This is a genomic window from Endozoicomonas ascidiicola, from assembly GCF_001646945.1.
GTDB lineage: Bacteria > Pseudomonadota > Gammaproteobacteria > Pseudomonadales > Endozoicomonadaceae > Endozoicomonas > Endozoicomonas ascidiicola.
Genome location: NZ_LUTV01000002.1, coordinates 300,726 through 314,745 on the forward strand (window position 1 = coordinate 300,726; position 14,020 = coordinate 314,745).

Annotated in this window: 19 protein-coding genes; 12 read left to right on the plus strand and 7 right to left on the minus strand. The window is 47.9% G+C overall.

Annotated features, from left to right (window positions below; translation table 11 throughout):
• Position 1 precedes the first annotated feature (1 nt).
• Together AKL11_RS05380 and AKL11_RS05385 are read left to right on the plus strand one after the other, a co-directional pair.
• Complete coding sequence (locus AKL11_RS05380; RefSeq protein ID WP_067515591.1) at positions 2-562, plus strand: ParB/Srx family N-terminal domain-containing protein; 561 nt, start codon at positions 2-4, stop codon at positions 560-562.
• Complete coding sequence (locus AKL11_RS05385; protein ID WP_067515592.1) at positions 541-1,608, plus strand: GNAT family N-acetyltransferase; 1,068 nt, start codon at positions 541-543, stop codon at positions 1,606-1,608. Before AKL11_RS05380 ends, AKL11_RS05385 begins: the two co-directional genes overlap by 22 nt.
• Here the strand turns inward: AKL11_RS05385 and AKL11_RS25030 are convergent.
• From AKL11_RS25030 to AKL11_RS05400, 4 genes are all read right to left on the minus strand, one after another.
• Positions 1,587-1,769, minus strand: a complete 183-nt coding sequence (locus tag AKL11_RS25030) for a hypothetical protein (protein ID WP_157673426.1) — start codon at positions 1,767-1,769, stop codon at positions 1,587-1,589. The two genes, AKL11_RS05385 and AKL11_RS25030, sit on opposite strands and share 22 nt — an antisense overlap.
• Before the next feature lie 33 nt (positions 1,770-1,802).
• Positions 1,803-2,117, minus strand: coding sequence for a hypothetical protein (locus AKL11_RS05390; protein ID WP_216636449.1), 315 nt, complete (start codon positions 2,115-2,117; stop codon positions 1,803-1,805).
• Positions 2,118-2,464: 347 nt separating this feature from the next.
• On the minus strand, positions 2,465-2,860 hold the full coding sequence (locus tag AKL11_RS05395; protein ID WP_067515593.1) for a hypothetical protein: 396 nt from the start codon (positions 2,858-2,860) through the stop codon (positions 2,465-2,467).
• An 18-nt stretch (positions 2,861-2,878) separates the two neighbouring features.
• Positions 2,879-3,232, minus strand: a complete 354-nt coding sequence (locus AKL11_RS05400; protein WP_067515594.1) for a DUF3768 domain-containing protein — start codon at positions 3,230-3,232, stop codon at positions 2,879-2,881.
• A 125-nt stretch (positions 3,233-3,357) separates the two neighbouring features.
• On the opposite strand from AKL11_RS05400, the gene AKL11_RS05405 reads away from it, so the two are divergent.
• The 8 genes from AKL11_RS05405 (at position 3,358) to AKL11_RS05440 (ending at position 10,389) form a co-directional block, all read left to right on the plus strand.
• Positions 3,358-3,843 (plus strand): hypothetical protein, encoded by a 486-nt coding sequence (locus AKL11_RS05405; RefSeq protein ID WP_067515595.1) that lies wholly within the window; start codon positions 3,358-3,360, stop codon positions 3,841-3,843.
• Between the two features lie 255 nt (positions 3,844-4,098).
• Positions 4,099-5,949: a phage terminase large subunit family protein gene (locus tag AKL11_RS05410; protein WP_067515596.1), complete on the plus strand. Its 1,851-nt coding sequence runs from the start codon at positions 4,099-4,101 to the stop codon at positions 5,947-5,949.
• A gap of 5 nt (positions 5,950-5,954) precedes the next feature.
• A complete protein-coding gene (locus tag AKL11_RS05415) occupies positions 5,955-6,155 on the plus strand; it encodes a phage head-tail joining protein (RefSeq protein WP_067515597.1) in 201 nt (66 codons plus the stop codon).
• 2 nt (positions 6,156-6,157) lie between these two features.
• Positions 6,158-7,627, plus strand: coding sequence for a phage portal protein (locus AKL11_RS05420; protein WP_067515598.1), 1,470 nt, complete (start codon positions 6,158-6,160; stop codon positions 7,625-7,627).
• Positions 7,614-8,627: a head maturation protease, ClpP-related gene (locus tag AKL11_RS05425; protein WP_157673427.1), complete on the plus strand. Its 1,014-nt coding sequence runs from the start codon at positions 7,614-7,616 to the stop codon at positions 8,625-8,627. The genes AKL11_RS05420 and AKL11_RS05425 overlap by 14 nt, the downstream gene beginning before the upstream one ends.
• Positions 8,628-8,673: 46 nt before the next feature.
• A complete protein-coding gene (locus tag AKL11_RS05430; protein ID WP_067515600.1) occupies positions 8,674-9,045 on the plus strand; it encodes a head decoration protein in 372 nt (123 codons plus the stop codon).
• A 41-nt stretch (positions 9,046-9,086) separates the two neighbouring features.
• Positions 9,087-10,076 (plus strand): major capsid protein, encoded by a 990-nt coding sequence (locus AKL11_RS05435; protein ID WP_067515601.1) that lies wholly within the window; start codon positions 9,087-9,089, stop codon positions 10,074-10,076.
• A gap of 19 nt (positions 10,077-10,095) precedes the next feature.
• Positions 10,096-10,389: a head-tail joining protein gene (locus AKL11_RS05440; protein ID WP_067515602.1), complete on the plus strand. Its 294-nt coding sequence runs from the start codon at positions 10,096-10,098 to the stop codon at positions 10,387-10,389.
• 153 nt (positions 10,390-10,542) lie between these two features.
• Here AKL11_RS05440 and AKL11_RS05445 read toward each other — a convergent pair whose 3' ends face one another.
• Together AKL11_RS05445 and rsgA are read right to left on the minus strand one after the other, a co-directional pair.
• On the minus strand, positions 10,543-10,941 hold the full coding sequence (locus AKL11_RS05445; protein ID WP_157673428.1) for a TauD/TfdA dioxygenase family protein: 399 nt from the start codon (positions 10,939-10,941) through the stop codon (positions 10,543-10,545).
• Between the two features lie 64 nt (positions 10,942-11,005).
• Positions 11,006-12,031, minus strand: a complete 1,026-nt coding sequence (gene rsgA / locus AKL11_RS05450) for a small ribosomal subunit biogenesis GTPase RsgA (protein ID WP_067515604.1) — start codon at positions 12,029-12,031, stop codon at positions 11,006-11,008.
• 127 nt (positions 12,032-12,158) lie between these two features.
• Here rsgA and orn point away from each other — a divergent pair, with 127 nt between their 5' ends.
• On the plus strand, positions 12,159-12,698 hold the full coding sequence (gene orn, locus AKL11_RS05455; RefSeq protein ID WP_067515605.1) for an oligoribonuclease: 540 nt from the start codon (positions 12,159-12,161) through the stop codon (positions 12,696-12,698).
• Positions 12,699-12,814: 116 nt separating this feature from the next.
• Complete coding sequence (locus tag AKL11_RS05460; RefSeq protein WP_067515606.1) at positions 12,815-13,714, plus strand: fructose bisphosphate aldolase; 900 nt, start codon at positions 12,815-12,817, stop codon at positions 13,712-13,714.
• On the opposite strand, the gene AKL11_RS05465 is transcribed toward AKL11_RS05460, so the two are convergent.
• Positions 13,707-13,988, minus strand: coding sequence for a hypothetical protein (locus AKL11_RS05465; protein ID WP_067515607.1), 282 nt, complete (start codon positions 13,986-13,988; stop codon positions 13,707-13,709). The genes AKL11_RS05460 and AKL11_RS05465 overlap by 8 nt on opposite strands.
• Between the last annotated feature and the right edge of the window lie 32 nt (positions 13,989-14,020).

A 14,020-nucleotide genomic window follows, 5' to 3' on the forward strand; every position in this document is an offset into this window, starting at 1 on the left:
AATGGCAGCTAAAAAATACAAGATGGTGGAGAAGAAGGTTTCTGACCTGATCCCCTATGTGAACAATTCCCGGGTTCACGATGAAGAACAGATTATTCAGATTTGCTCATCTATCAAAGAGTTTGGCTTTACCAATCCTGTGCTGATTGATGAGGATAACGGCATTATCGCTGGTCATGGTCGTTTGATGGCAGCGAAGAAACTGAATCTGAAAGCCGTTCCCTGCATTGTTCTTGCTGGACTCTCTGAAGCGCAGAAAAAGGCTTACGTAATAGCGGATAACTCAATAGCGCTTAACTCAAGCTGGAATATGGAAGTGCTATCCAGAGAGGTAGAAGCCCTGCAGGCAGAAGACTTTGATTTGAACCTGCTCGGTTTCAAGGATGATTTCATGGTCACCCTATTTGATGATCCTCCACCTGAACAAGAACAGAAGCCCAATGGTGAAGAATACACCGAAATCTTTAATATCCTGGTGGAGTGTGACAACGAAGCCCATCAGCAGAAAATCTACGACGAGCTGACACAGAAGGGACTGAAATGCCGAGTTCAAAGTTTGTAGTGGAATCTGCCATCAAACCTTCCTTTCGCACTGAAAAAGTCAAAGGCATGTTTGATATTGATATGCAGTCGGTTAAGAAGTCATTCGACGTTGATATTCCCATTGAGGACAAACCCTGGAACATCGGCCTGATTGTTGGCGCCAGTGGTTCCGGAAAGACGACCATTGCCCGAGAAGTCTTCAAAGACTTTGAACTGTTCTCAGGTTATCAATGGTCCGATAATTCCGTGGTGGATGATTTCAGTGAAGACCTGAGTGCAAAACAGATTACCGAATCCTTGAGCAAGGTCGGATTTTCCTCACCACCTGACTGGTTAAAACCTTTTGCAGTACTCTCCAATGGCCAGAAGATGCGAGCGGAGTTAGCCAGGCTGATCCTGGAATCCGACAAACCAGTGATCTACGACGAGTTTACTTCTGTAGTAGATCGTAAGGTGGCAAAGATCGGCAGTGCGGCTATCCAGAAGTTTATTCGCAAGGAAGATAAGCAGTTCATCGCAGTCAGCTGCCATTACGACATTGTGGATTGGCTGCAACCGGATTGGGTTTATGACTGCAATAAGCACACCTTCAAACGGAGGTCACTTCGGCGACCTGACATCCAAATCAATGTCAGAAAAGCCGACCAATCCGAATGGGCATTATTTAGGCAGTTTCACTATCTGAGCAGTGACCACAATCGTTCTGCCCATAAATACATTGCCGAGATTGATGGTGAACCCGTGGGTTGGTGCAGTGTGTTGCACTTCCCTCATCCGAGCAATAAGAAGCTGAAGCGACTTCATCGGACTGTGGTATTGCCTGATTATCAGGGCTTGGGCATTGGGTTTCAGTTACGCTGCTATATCTGTGAAATATATAGGCAGCAAGGCTATAAAGTGAATACCGTGACCACGTCGCCTGCCTTGATCCATGCAATGAATAAGTCCGACCGATGGATCATGACTCGTAAACCCGGGCGGGTCGGCATGCCTGCCCAGTCCATATTGAGTAAGCATTCGTTCGATCGGTTGACCTGTTCATTTCAATACGTGGGCAATGATTGAGGCATCGTAATGGTCGGTGCTACGTCGATTTGGCGGGTCATTTGATAATCGCAATAGGTAACATGATCAACATTGAAAACATCGTGTGGTGACGATTTACCGGTGTTTGGTAATGATTCGATAGTGCATGAATAATCATCAAGCTCAAAAAAAGCAGGCATCGTCGCCTGCTTCATAAAGGATTGAATGGTTGATTAAATGCGAAATACCTCCTCATCCTTTTGACCGCCGTTTTCAAAGCATTGGGTGACTTCATCAACAGCAGATTTCAAAGCGTTGAGAATGGCGTCTGATTGCTCATCGGTATAGTCATAACGATCATCATTAGCCAGTGATGAAATAGACTTTATCACCCGAAGGGCTTTAGGTACGCGGATATTTGCCAGTTCAGAAAACTTTTCAGAATTAGACTTTTCAACTTTCTTTTCCGTTTTTTTAGTCGTCATGGCTTTATCTCCTTTTGCGTTGTTTTTGGCAGTCGTTTTCGCAGTGGTTTTATTCGTTGTCATGATGTTTCTCCTTTTATTTTGTTTATTAAACGTACACTTTAACTATGGGTGAACTGCCGTATATCTCAATCTTTATTCTGGTTTATCCATCATCTATAAGGTTGATTTCACGATGATTATTGCAGTAGGTAATGGGCTTCATCCTGTCAACTTCAAAAGATCGTGGGTCCCTGCAATGTTTAACTTCTTGCGGGTACGAACGGGCGCGGGATTTCGTTAGTGACAGGTCTGAAAACGAGGTATACACAGGTATACAAATCAGCATTAAGTAGCTGATAAAATGGAGAAAATTCTGATTCATAAATTGACTGGGCAGGTATACATTCTTGCCATCCCTGGCGAGTGAATTACTGCTGCTTTTTCAGCCATTGCTGAATCGTCAGGTCTCTTGGCAGTCTCTGATGCAGCCAGTCATCAATCAGTCGCTCAACCAGCTTGCGGAACTGGTTGTCATCCGGAAAATCCCAAGGCTCAAATTCCGGGTGTTGTTCGCACAATTCGATCCAGAGTTGAGCGGCCAGCATTTCAGAAACCTCATAATCAAAAACGCCGGGAAAACCTTCCACCTCATTCTTGGCGTGTTCGATCTCACTGATGATCTGGCTGTAACGGCAGAGGTTCTGAATCAGTTCCAGTTCACCATCACCAAACAGTTCAGCCGGTGTGCGGGTTTGAGTGCTTAATCGATCGATAACACCGGTGCAGAAATAGTAATGGGTGATCAATTGGGCTTCATTATTCATGGTTGTTGTTCTCCGTTGTTAATAATCAATGGCCAGCATAATGGTCAGTACCCGAATGGTTTTGTTTAAATCCGAAACATCTTCCGAGCCGTGTTCCATATCCGGGGCGTAATAATCAAACTTGGCAATGATCCACTCATCTTCGAATTGAAAACGAAAGCAATCATGTTCCTCATAGGGATCATTGTGCTCATTGAAGTGGTCAAATTCGGCAATGGCTTTCAGCAAACCGACTTTGTTCTCAATGGTGTGCTGCAAGTTGGCAGTCATCATGATTTCAAACCGACAATGGATCAGGGCAAGACTGTTCTTCACCTCCAGATTCACCAGTGATTGTCGGACTGCATCATTTAACGTGGCGATTTCATTCATTAGTACATCCTTTATTGATTCATTTTTTGTTGTTGCAGTAGCTCTATAGGGGATGGCCACGATAAGTCGAGATAAATTAAGACGAATGTACATATTGAACGAGATGGCTCTAGGTATGACTTCCAATGGCGCTGATTTCTCAAGCCGAATTTGCCAGACAGCAGGGCTTTACCAGAGGCTACGTCACCAAGCTGATCAAAAAGGGCATCGTGAAATTAAAAAATGGCAAGGTGAATTCGATACAGGCTGAACAGGCGATGAGAGCTAATGCTGACCCAGTGACGCTTATTCGTTCCGATCAATCCACTGACCTTGCTCCAACGCAACCAGGAGCCGTTGACTTTGTCACTGCCCGCACTATGCGGGAAGCCTTCAAAGCAAAGATGGCCAAGCTGGAATATGAGGAAAAAAGCGGAACACTGACGGATGCTGCCAAGGTAAAACAGGATGCGTTTAAGGCAGGGCGAATAATTCGAGATGAACTGCTGGCCATACCTGACCGGATGGCGGATGTGCTGGCAGCAGAGGATGATCCGAAAAAGATAGCGGACCACCTGCAGGGAGAGTTGGAGGCCATACTCAATGCGCTGGTCAAACAACAGACAAAATAAAGCCCCGGTCAACGGGGCTTGAATCTCAGCAATGTCAGTTTGTTGTTTTTATTGTCTGACAGTGGCCTATCCGTGGCCGGGGTTCCATCCTGGAACTTATGCTGAGCTTGGCTTGCACCTTACACTAACCATATAGCGTGCCAACTTTGTTTATTCCCCGGTTACCAAGGCCTAAAGAAAACCTTTGTCGTTTACACAATCTTTAAATTGAGTAGTCGTTACCCAGGATTGTCACGAAGATAAACAAACAAGTGTATGAAAAACCCTTATCTTTCAGGCTTTTTCGCTGGCTTGAAACCGGACACTCGCCTGACGGTTTCCGAATGGGCAGATCAAAAACGGATGCTTCCCGCAAAGGCAACCAAAGAAGCTGGACGTTGGCGAACGTCCAGAACGCCTTACCTGAAAGAGATCATGGATTGTCTGTCGCCTTCATCACCGGTTGAGCAGGTGGTGTTTATGAAAGGGGCTCAGGTTGGCGGTACTGAGTGTGGCAATAACTGGCTGGGTTATGTGATTGATCACACTCCTGGTCCCATGATGTATGTGCTGCCAACGTTGGATATGGCTAAGCGAACCTCGAAGCAGCGTATCGCTCCGATGATTGATGAAATGCCAGACTTGCGGGAGAAGGTAAAAGACCCCAGGAGTCGGGACAGTGGTAATACTCTACTGACCAAAGAGTTTCCCAACGGTGTGCTGATTTTTACCGGAGCCAACTCAGCTTCAGGTCTGCGCTCAATGCCTGCTCGATTCTTGTTTATGGATGAAGTAGATGCCTACGACGATGATGTAGACGGTGAAGGCAGTCCGATTAATCTGGCCATCAAGCGAACAGCCACTTTCAGTCGTAACCGCAAAATCCTGATGGTCAGCACGCCGAACATTGCTGAAACCAGCAAAATCGAAGCGGCTTATGAGCACAGTGATAAACGACGCTATCTGGTTCCCTGTCATAGCTGCGGACACTACCAACCAATCGTCTGGGCACAGATCATCTTTGATAATAATGATCCGGCAACGACTCGCTTTGAGTGCGTTAAGTGTAAGCATAAACACTATGAAAAGGATAAACCCAAACTGCTCAGTAATGGTCAGTGGCAAGCTGAAGAGGAAAAGAGCTGCAAAGTCGCTGGTTTTCACTTGAGTTCTCTCTACAGCCCAAATGGTTGGTACAGCTGGCAGAATGCTGTTGAGGATTTTTTAGCGGCAAAGAGTAATCCTATTCAGTTCAAGGATTGGACGAATACGGTGCTTGGTGAAACATGGACGGAGAGAGGCGAAACCGTTGAACATGCCTTGCTTTACCAACGTAGAGAACATTATCCGGCAGAGGTTCCCTGGTGGGTAGAAATCATCACCGTTGGGTGTGATGTACAGGATGATCGCTTTGAATTTGAAGTGACTGGCTGGGGTGCGGGTGAAGAAAGTTGGTCGATTGATTATGTCCGGCTCTATGGGGATTTATCCCGGCAAGGTATTTGGGATGCTCTGGCGGATATGCTACACCGAACCTATACCCGGCAAGATGCCACTAAAATGAATGTGGCGCAGGTCTGTATTGACTCTGGTGGCCACTACACCGATGAAGTGTATGCCTTCTGTCGTAAACAAGGTGCTGATTGGGCTATTCCTGTTAAGGGTTCATCACAGGCTGGAAAGCCCATTGCTACCTTTCCAAAAACCAAAAATAAGAAAGGCATCTACCTGACGCTGGTTGGCACTGATACCGCCAAAGAACTGATTTATCAGCGTTACCGCATTCTGGAACCGGGTCAGGGTTACTGTCATTGGCCAATCAAAGACTGTTTTGATGAAGACTATTTCAAGCAAGCCACAGCAGAAGAGAAGTTGAAGAAATACCGACTCGGTGTCCCTTACTTTACTTGGGATGCCAAGAACCGTAGAAACGAAGCTTTGGATTGTCGGGTCTATTCACTGGCAGCCATCCGAATATTGCAACAACATCGTGGCATAAATTTAGAGCTACTGGCCAAGGCCAGGCCTGCACCGGATAACCTTCCGGACCCTGAAGCGGAAGAAGAAAAAAACAATAACCGTCGTCCGGTTCGACGTTCATCAAAAAGCGCCTACCTCCAGAGATAAACCCCATGATCACGGATGAAGAATACCAGGCTCTGAAACGGGCGGTGCTGCTGCGTGAAACTCGCACCGTCGAATTTGAAGGCCGCAAAGTGGAATACAGCAGTTTTGGCGAAATGGAAAGACGACTTCAGGCCATTGAACGTGAACTGGTTAAGCAGCAGAAACGACCCAGGCAATACGGCATCTATTCATCAAAGGGAGTTTGAGAATGGGCTTTCTGGCCAACATTGCCCGGCGTTTTAAAAATGCTGCTTACACCGCTGCGGGGGCAGGCAGGAGAACAAAAAGCTGGTACGCCCCGGCCTTGTCGCCCAATACGGCGCTGACTGCTGACCTGAGTAAACTGATCAACCGCTCCAGAGCAGCGATCCGGAATGATCCCTGGGCAAGCAGTGGATTGGAAAAGCTGGTTAGCAATGTCATTGGCCGTGGCATAACTCCGAAGTCACTTGTGGATAATGATGCTCTACGGGAACAATTACAGTCGCTATTTCTCGAATGGTCAGATGAATCTGATGCAGACGGATTGCTCAGTTTTACCGGTCAGCAATCCCTGATAACCCGTTCAATGTTTGAAGGCGGTGAATGTTTTGTCAGGTTTCGCCCCCGAAGGCCAGAAGATGGTTTATCGGTTCCTTTACAGCTTCAGGTGGTTGAATCCGAGTTTGTACCCATCAGCTATAACGAAACGCTGGACAATGGTCATGTAATAAAAGCAGGCATTGAGTTCAATAAGCTGGGCAAACGGGTTGCCTATTACATGCACCGTGAGCATCCGGCAGAGTTTGCCTTTGACAGCACCAAGCTGGTCAGGGTGAAAGCGGAAAACGTCCTGCATATTTTTGAAGCATTAAGACCGGGACAACTCCGGGGCCAGCCATTGCTGACACAGGTATTGGTCAGGCTCTATCACCTGGACAAGTTTGACGATGCGACTTTGCTCCGACAGGAAATAGCCAATCTGTTCACCGGCTTTATCAAGAAACCTTCGCCAGAACAGGAACCCATTGATCCATTAACCGGAAAACCGTTTGAGTATGGCGACAATGGTATTCCAATGGTGGCTATGGAGCCCGGAACTATGCAGGAGTTAGCACCGGGAGAAGAAGTGGAATTTAACAACCCACCTGGCACTGCAGCAGATTACCCTAACTTTATGCGACAACAGTTGATGGCCATTGCTGCCGGAATCGGCCTCCCGTTTGAATTGCTGTCAGGCGATATGGCAGGCGTCAGCGACAGAGCCTTACGATTAATCCTGAATGAGTTCCGCCGGCGCATTCAGCAAATCCAACACAACCAGATTATCTTTCAGTTCTGTCGTCCGGTCTGGAATCGCTGGTTGGATATGGCGGTGCTGAATGGCTCTATCAATATTCCTGACTACGCCAACAAACAGCGCGCCTTTCGTCGGGTGAAGTGGATTGCCCATGGTTGGCCTTATATGCACCCGGTTCAGGATATGCAGGCACAGAAAATGGCCGTCAGAAGTGGCTTCAAGTCACGTTCGGAAGTGGTCAGCGAACAGGGCTATGACAGTGAACAGATTGATGCAGAAATTTCCGCTGATAACCGTCGCTCCGATGAGCTTGAACTGAAATACGACAGCGATGCCCGGGATCTGGAAACAGAGCCAACTCTTAATCTCAAAGAAAAGGACGACAATGATGAGTCATAACCGGCAGTGGTTTACCTTCAAAAACGAAGCGGGAAAAGCACCTGAACTGTTTATCTACGATGACATCGATGACTGGTTCGGCGTTTCTGCTCAGGGTGTGGTGGATCAAATCCGAAACATGGACGCTACCGATATTAATGTCCGGATCAATTGCCGGGGTGGAATGGTCTTTGAAGGCATCGCTATATACAACGCTCTTCGTCTGCATAAGGCCAATGTTCATATCAGTATTGAAGGGCTTGCGGCGAGCATTGCCAGCGTGATTGCCATGGCGGGCGATACGGTCACCATCGCAGAAAATGCCATGATTATGATTCATAACCCTTACGGTTGGGCGCAGGGTGATGCTGACGCAATGCGTAAAACAGCCGATGTAATGGATAAGATAGCGGACAGTATCGCGGTCTCTTACACCGCCCGAACCGTGAAAACCATCGAGGAAATAAAAGCCCTGATGGATAGCGAGACCTGGTACACCGCTACTGAAGCATTGGCAGCAGGTCTGGTGGATCACGTAGACACACCGATTAAAGCCGCTGCCCGATTTGATCTCTCCATGTTTAATAACGCACCGGAAAGCTATGGATGTTTCGAGCAAGCCAAAGAGCAAACAACCCCACCGAAGGCTGACGTTCAGACGGTGGAGCCGCAATCTCAAGCTGATCCTGTCGCTATTGCTGATCTTTGCAGTCAGGCTGGTTATCCGGAAAAAACCGCTGCATTTCTTAAAGCGTCATTTAAGGAAGATGAGGTCAAGGTTCGGCTGGCCAACTATGACCAGATTAAAAACCTCTGCCAGACAGCTCAATTCCCGGATAAAGCAGCGGATTTTATAAAAGACGACTGTTTAATAGTCGATGTACAAAACGCTCTGTTTGAACTGCTCACCGCCGAAGACGAACCCATCAACACAGCCTTGACTCCCAAGCAGCAAGGCATGAAACAAACCTCTGTCGCTATCGACACGCAGGCTATTTATAGCCGACGCAACCGAGCATAACTCTCTTTTTAATCCGCCCTTAACCCTCCCCAAAAGGACTTTAACCATGAGTGTGAAAACGGAATCGGTCTACACCGGTGAATTCCTGGTATCTGAAGGAAACAACAGCATCAGCCGTGAGCAGGTGGCTTTTGCAGCCAATCTGACCATGAAGCCCGGCACAGTGATTGCCATGGTCTCAGCGACCGGATTATTCCAGCCCCTTGATCCAAGTGCAGATGATGGCACGCAAAACGCTTTGGGTGTTCTTTACGCTGGCAAGGTCACTGATGCTTCTGGTGGTGACGGTGTGATCATCGCAAGACTGGCAGAAGTAGTAGACAGTTTGCTGATATGGCCAGCCGGTATCACTGATGAACAAAAGGCAGCTGCCGTGAATCAACTGGCAGCACTGGATATCATCCTGCGCAGCGAATAACCCCCCTTTCTTTCTAAATTCCGTTATCAAGGAGCGATAACATGCTGGATATTTTTAATGATGATGTGTTCAGTCTGACCAGCCTTACTGCGGCTATTAATGAAATGCAGTATAAGCCTGGTCGTCTTGGGCAACTCGGACTCTTTCAAGAGAGTGGCATCAATACCACCACAGCGGTTGTGGAAAGCATTAACGGTGAACTCCGCCTGTTGCCTTCCTCAGAACGTGGTTCGCCTGCTACTCAGGCCATTGGCGATAAACGTCAGCTGCGCAGTTTCGTTATCCCACATATCCCCCACGACAGCACAGTACTGGCCGCTGAAGTTCAGAATGTGCGGCAGTTTGGCAGTGAAGATGCTTTGCAGGGTGTTCAGGCTGTGATTAATGGCAGGCTTCAGAAAATGAATGCCAACCATGAAGTCACACTGGAGTTTCTGCGGATGGGTGCCCTGAAAGGTGAGATTCTGGATGGTGATGGCAGCACCGTTCTTTACAACCTGTTTGATGAGTTTGGCGTGACTCAGCAATCCCACGACTTCAAATTCAGTAGCACGACCACGGACGTTCGAGCTCAGGGCGTGAAAGCCCGCCGACTGATTGATGAGGCGTTGGGCGCTTTGCCTTATATCGGTCTGCACGCTTTCTGCGGTGCGGACTTCTTTGATGGTTTGGTTGGGCACAAGTCAGTCAAAGACGCCTATCAGCGTTGGCAGGATGGTGAAGCCCTCCGCAACGATCCGAAGGGTAGATTCCGCTTTGCAGATATTGATTGGGAAGAGTATCGCGGTTCTGTCGGCGGCAATGACTTTGTCGCTGCCAATGAAGCCTATCTCTACCCCCAAGGCGCAGATATCTTCAAGACCTGGTTTGCACCGGCTGACTTTGTGGAAACGGTGAACACCATCGGCCTGCCTCGTTATGCCAAGCAAAAGGTGATGGACTTTGAAAAGGGCGTGATTATTCATACTCAATCAAATCCGCTGCCGATTAACCTGCGGCCGCGGGCTGTGATTAAACTCACCATGAGTTGAGCATAAGGAGACTGCTTAAATGGATGAAGCGATAAAAACGATGGATCACACCGTTCTTTCAACCTTTGGGCAGTCGGTATTGCTGACGCTTTCCGATCAGTCATCACTGGAAACCAAGGGCATTATCGCCAAAGAGCTGGTGCCCCTTGGTCAGCATGAAGCGATTCAGGGCGAAGTTACTGTCCTGTCGGTTGATAGCGCTGTCCGTTTGAAGCGTGGCGATACCGTTTTGGCCAATGGTCAGACCTACGAAGTGGATCGCAAATTAAAAGACGATGGCTATTTAGCTAAGTGGAATATCTATGCTCATTGAACAGGATATCAGTGGTGACCTTGAAGAACTGATGGCCTTGTTCAAAGACGCTCCAAAGAAAGCCGATCGAGCGATTCACCGAGCGCTATCCAAATTAAGCCGTTGGGCTGAGCGTCAGGTGTTGCGTGATTTGTCTCGAAGAATGAAGGTGTCTCAGAAGCTACTGAAGGAAATGAACCGGATCAAAGTTCGGTTAAATAAAGGTAGGGCATCTTTGTCGTGATGCCACTGGCAGGCAACAGACTCGGGTGGTTTTTCAATAGGACCAGAAGGGTTGCCCAGAATAGCAACATGACGGCTGATCAGCTCACTGGGGAGCTCTGCGTTTTTGTCACGACTGCCGCCAAACATCAGTGGTCCGAAGGTATCTGCGGCAAACTGCTCAAGCTCTTCTGCGGTAAAGTGCTGATTCCGGCAAACCGCTACACCATGTTGCCAAAGGGTATTTTTCAGATGGGATTGTTGATGAGACGTCAGGGATTTCAGATCCAGCCCTGAGTGTACTTCAATACCCAGTCTTGGATGATGGTCGGTGGTTTGATACTGGGTCATTGTCAGATCGGGATAGAAAACATGACCGCAGTATAGGCAACCACGGTGCATGCTCGAGCTTTTATTACGCTTTTTCCAGAGAGACAAGAATGCTTCGATAACTGTTCATTCGCTCTTCCGAGATATCACCATCTAACAGCGCCTTTTGGAGCGCACAGCCGGGCTCTTTTTCATGATTACAGTCACGGAATTTGCAATAACCAATAAACGGACGGAACTCCCGGAAACCATCAAGCACCTCTTCCGGTTCCATGTGCCAGAGGCCAAACTCACGAATGCCCGGAGAATCGATCAGCATGCCGCCAGCCGGGAAATGGAATAGTTTGGCTGCAGTGGTGGTGTGGGTGCCTTTGCCAGTGGCTTCTGAGAGTGCACCTACTTTGATATCCACACCGGGAAGAAGGGTATTCACCAGTGATGATTTACCCACACCGCTTTGGCCAACAAACACACTGATGTGTTCGTTCAACAGATCTTTGATTGCCGCCAGTCCATCTTCCGAGAGGGTTGATGCCTTTAACACCCGATAACCAATGCGCTCGTAACTGGCGAGCATCTCATCGAGGGCTTGTTTGTCTGCCGGATTTTCCAGCAGGTCCGTTTTGTTCAACAGGATAACAGGCTCAATACCCACCGTTTCGGCTGCCACCAGATAGCGGTCGATCAGGTTTGGGTATGGCGTAGGTACTGGTGCAATCACCACTACGATGTAATCAATATTGGCGGCAACGGGTTTCAGCTGGCCGTGCATATCTGGCCTGGAAAGCAGACTGTCCCGATCTTCCAGGGCAACGACCACGCCGATATCGTCTTTCAGAGAGGGTCGCCAGACGATCCGGTCGCCAGTCACCAGCTGAGGCAGGTTTGCCCGCAGGTGACAACGGTAGGTTTCCCCGGGTTTGCCGATGGGTTCGATATCCAGTTGGGCGCCATAGTGAGCAATGATCAGGCCCGGTTGTTCCGGCCCCAGAGCATCATCACGGAGCTCCTGGGTGATTTGAGCCTCCCGTTTCTGAGCCCGGGCTTTACGCTCTTCCTGGATTTTTTCGATGCGCCAACTCTGTCTGCGCGTTAGTTTGCGCTTACTCATGGTGTTTGGAGGGCTTTGATATATGGGTTCATAAAGTTGTATTGTGTTGAATTCGCTGCAATTATGAATGAAGTACACTTATTATGTCAGTTCATTCTCTCTCTGCTCACAAATCTCCGGGTGTTTAATGGCTAAAGCAGACAATCTAATATGGATCGATTTGGAAATGACCGGTCTGGATCCACAGAACGATCGAATCATTGAGATTGCGACCATTGTCACTGATGGGCAGCTGAATGTGCTGGAAGAAGGCCCGGTGATGGCAATCCACCGCAGCGATGCCATTCTGGAAACCATGAATGAATGGTGCATTCAAACCCACGCTGCTACTGGTCTGACAGAGCGGGTGAGACAGAGTTCTATCAGTGAAAATAAAGCGGAACAGCGGACTTTGGACTTTGTTCGTCGTCATGTGGATCAGGGTGTTTCGCCAATGTGCGGTAACTCTATTGGTCAGGATCGTCGTTTCCTAAATCGCTACATGCCCGATTTGCACAATTACTTTCACTACCGAAATATTGATGTGAGCACTCTGAAAGAGTTAGCCAGACGTTGGAATCCGGAGCTGCTCGACAAGTTCACCAAAAAGGGCACGCACCTGGCCCTTGAAGATATCCGTGAGTCAATAGAAGAACTTCAATTCTATAGAAAGCACTTCATCAAATAACTACCCCCCAAAATTTTCTGGTAATTTTGTATCTCGCTTGTGTGATTCACAGGCGAGATCCGGTTCTATGGTTTATCTTTTACCCCAGTGAATCTCACTTGCAGGGGTGCTCTTCAATGTCATCACAAGCTCAAGCAGACATGCTGGAACGGGTTAAAATCGGTAATGGTTTTATCGCTGCGCTGGATCAAAGTGGCGGCAGTACACCGAAGGCTTTAGAGAGTTATGGCATCTCACCGGATCAGTACAGTGGTGATGAGGAAATGTTTGCCAAGGTGCACGAGATGCGCACTCGCATTATCACTAGTGCCGTGTTCGACAGCCATCGTATATTGGGTTCCATTCTTTTTGAGAATACGCTGGATCGAGATATAGAAGGCATGCCTACGGCTAAATACCTTTGGGAGAAAAAGCAGGTTGTGCCGTTCCTAAAGGTGGATAAAGGGCTGGATGCCGACAAAGGCGGCGTACAGTTGATGAAGCCCATGCCTGAACTGGATGCACTTCTGGATAAAGCCAATAGCCAGAATGTGTTTGGCACCAAAATGCGCTCGCTTATTAAACAGGCAGATGCCGCAGGCATTGCTGAAGTAGTGCAACAGCAGTTTGAAGTGGGCAAACAGATTCTGGCAAAAGGGTTGATGCCGATTATTGAGCCGGAGATTGATATCCACAGCTCGGATAAATCGGATTCAGAAGCCATTCTGAAAACGGAAATCACAAAGCAGCTGGATGCTTTATCTGATACGCAGCAAGTCATGTTGAAGGTGTCACTGCCTAATGAAGAAGATTTCTATAAGTCACTGGTTGATCATCCAAGAGTTCTGAAAGTGGTCGCACTCTCCGGTGGTTACAGTCTGGAAGATGCTAATGTGAAGCTGGCTGCCAATCATGGTGTGATTGCCAGTTTTTCCAGAGCCTTGACGGATGGTTTGAGTGCCCAGATGAGCGATGATGATTTTAACGCCAAGCTGAATGGGGTAATTGAGAGTATTTATCAGTCTTCAATCACTTGAACCAAGGTCTGAATGCTAGTGATAGCCCCTGATTGTTGAAAGTTAACGCATAATCTACTTCGGAGAAGGTTGGGGCGGGATATTCTTTCTTCGCTGCATCCTTAAGTTGTTTGCGATCACATTCAGGGTGCAATGAATCGTGTTTTTTAACAATATCGCGAATGTTGCGGAGTGTTCCCTTGCTAAGCAGAGCGTACTTTTTACCGCAATTACCAGCACAGACAACAGCTTCGCAACTGGAGAATGCAAAACCACGAATGGCCCATTTTTTCACATCATCTATCGAATCAAAGTATTTTGAGATGG

Excerpts from the sequence above, each read along its gene's own strand:
- AKL11_RS05380 (WP_067515591.1), top strand. The coding sequence starts at position 2 with ATGGCAGCTAAAAAATACAAGATGGTGGAGAAGAAGGTTTCTGACCTG.
- AKL11_RS05385 (WP_067515592.1), top strand. The coding sequence starts at position 541 with ATGCCGAGTTCAAAGTTTGTAGTGGAATCTGCCATCAAACCTTCCTTT.
- AKL11_RS25030 (WP_157673426.1), bottom strand. The coding sequence starts at position 1,769 with ATGCCTGCTTTTTTTGAGCTTGATGATTATTCATGCACTATCGAATCA.
- AKL11_RS05390 (WP_216636449.1), bottom strand. The coding sequence starts at position 2,117 with ATGACAACGAATAAAACCACTGCGAAAACGACTGCCAAAAACAACGCA.
- AKL11_RS05395 (WP_067515593.1), bottom strand. The coding sequence starts at position 2,860 with ATGAATAATGAAGCCCAATTGATCACCCATTACTATTTCTGCACCGGT.
- AKL11_RS05400 (WP_067515594.1), bottom strand. The coding sequence starts at position 3,232 with ATGAATGAAATCGCCACGTTAAATGATGCAGTCCGACAATCACTGGTG.
- AKL11_RS05405 (WP_067515595.1), top strand. The coding sequence starts at position 3,358 with ATGGCGCTGATTTCTCAAGCCGAATTTGCCAGACAGCAGGGCTTTACC.
- AKL11_RS05410 (WP_067515596.1), top strand. The coding sequence starts at position 4,099 with ATGAAAAACCCTTATCTTTCAGGCTTTTTCGCTGGCTTGAAACCGGAC.
- AKL11_RS05415 (WP_067515597.1), top strand. The coding sequence starts at position 5,955 with ATGATCACGGATGAAGAATACCAGGCTCTGAAACGGGCGGTGCTGCTG.
- AKL11_RS05420 (WP_067515598.1), top strand. The coding sequence starts at position 6,158 with ATGGGCTTTCTGGCCAACATTGCCCGGCGTTTTAAAAATGCTGCTTAC.
- AKL11_RS05425 (WP_157673427.1), top strand. The coding sequence starts at position 7,614 with ATGATGAGTCATAACCGGCAGTGGTTTACCTTCAAAAACGAAGCGGGA.
- AKL11_RS05430 (WP_067515600.1), top strand. The coding sequence starts at position 8,674 with ATGAGTGTGAAAACGGAATCGGTCTACACCGGTGAATTCCTGGTATCT.
- AKL11_RS05435 (WP_067515601.1), top strand. The coding sequence starts at position 9,087 with ATGCTGGATATTTTTAATGATGATGTGTTCAGTCTGACCAGCCTTACT.
- AKL11_RS05440 (WP_067515602.1), top strand. The coding sequence starts at position 10,096 with ATGGATGAAGCGATAAAAACGATGGATCACACCGTTCTTTCAACCTTT.
- AKL11_RS05445 (WP_157673428.1), bottom strand. The coding sequence starts at position 10,941 with ATGACCCAGTATCAAACCACCGACCATCATCCAAGACTGGGTATTGAA.
- rsgA (WP_067515604.1), bottom strand. The coding sequence starts at position 12,031 with ATGAGTAAGCGCAAACTAACGCGCAGACAGAGTTGGCGCATCGAAAAA.
- orn (WP_067515605.1), top strand. The coding sequence starts at position 12,159 with ATGGCTAAAGCAGACAATCTAATATGGATCGATTTGGAAATGACCGGT.
- AKL11_RS05460 (WP_067515606.1), top strand. The coding sequence starts at position 12,815 with ATGTCATCACAAGCTCAAGCAGACATGCTGGAACGGGTTAAAATCGGT.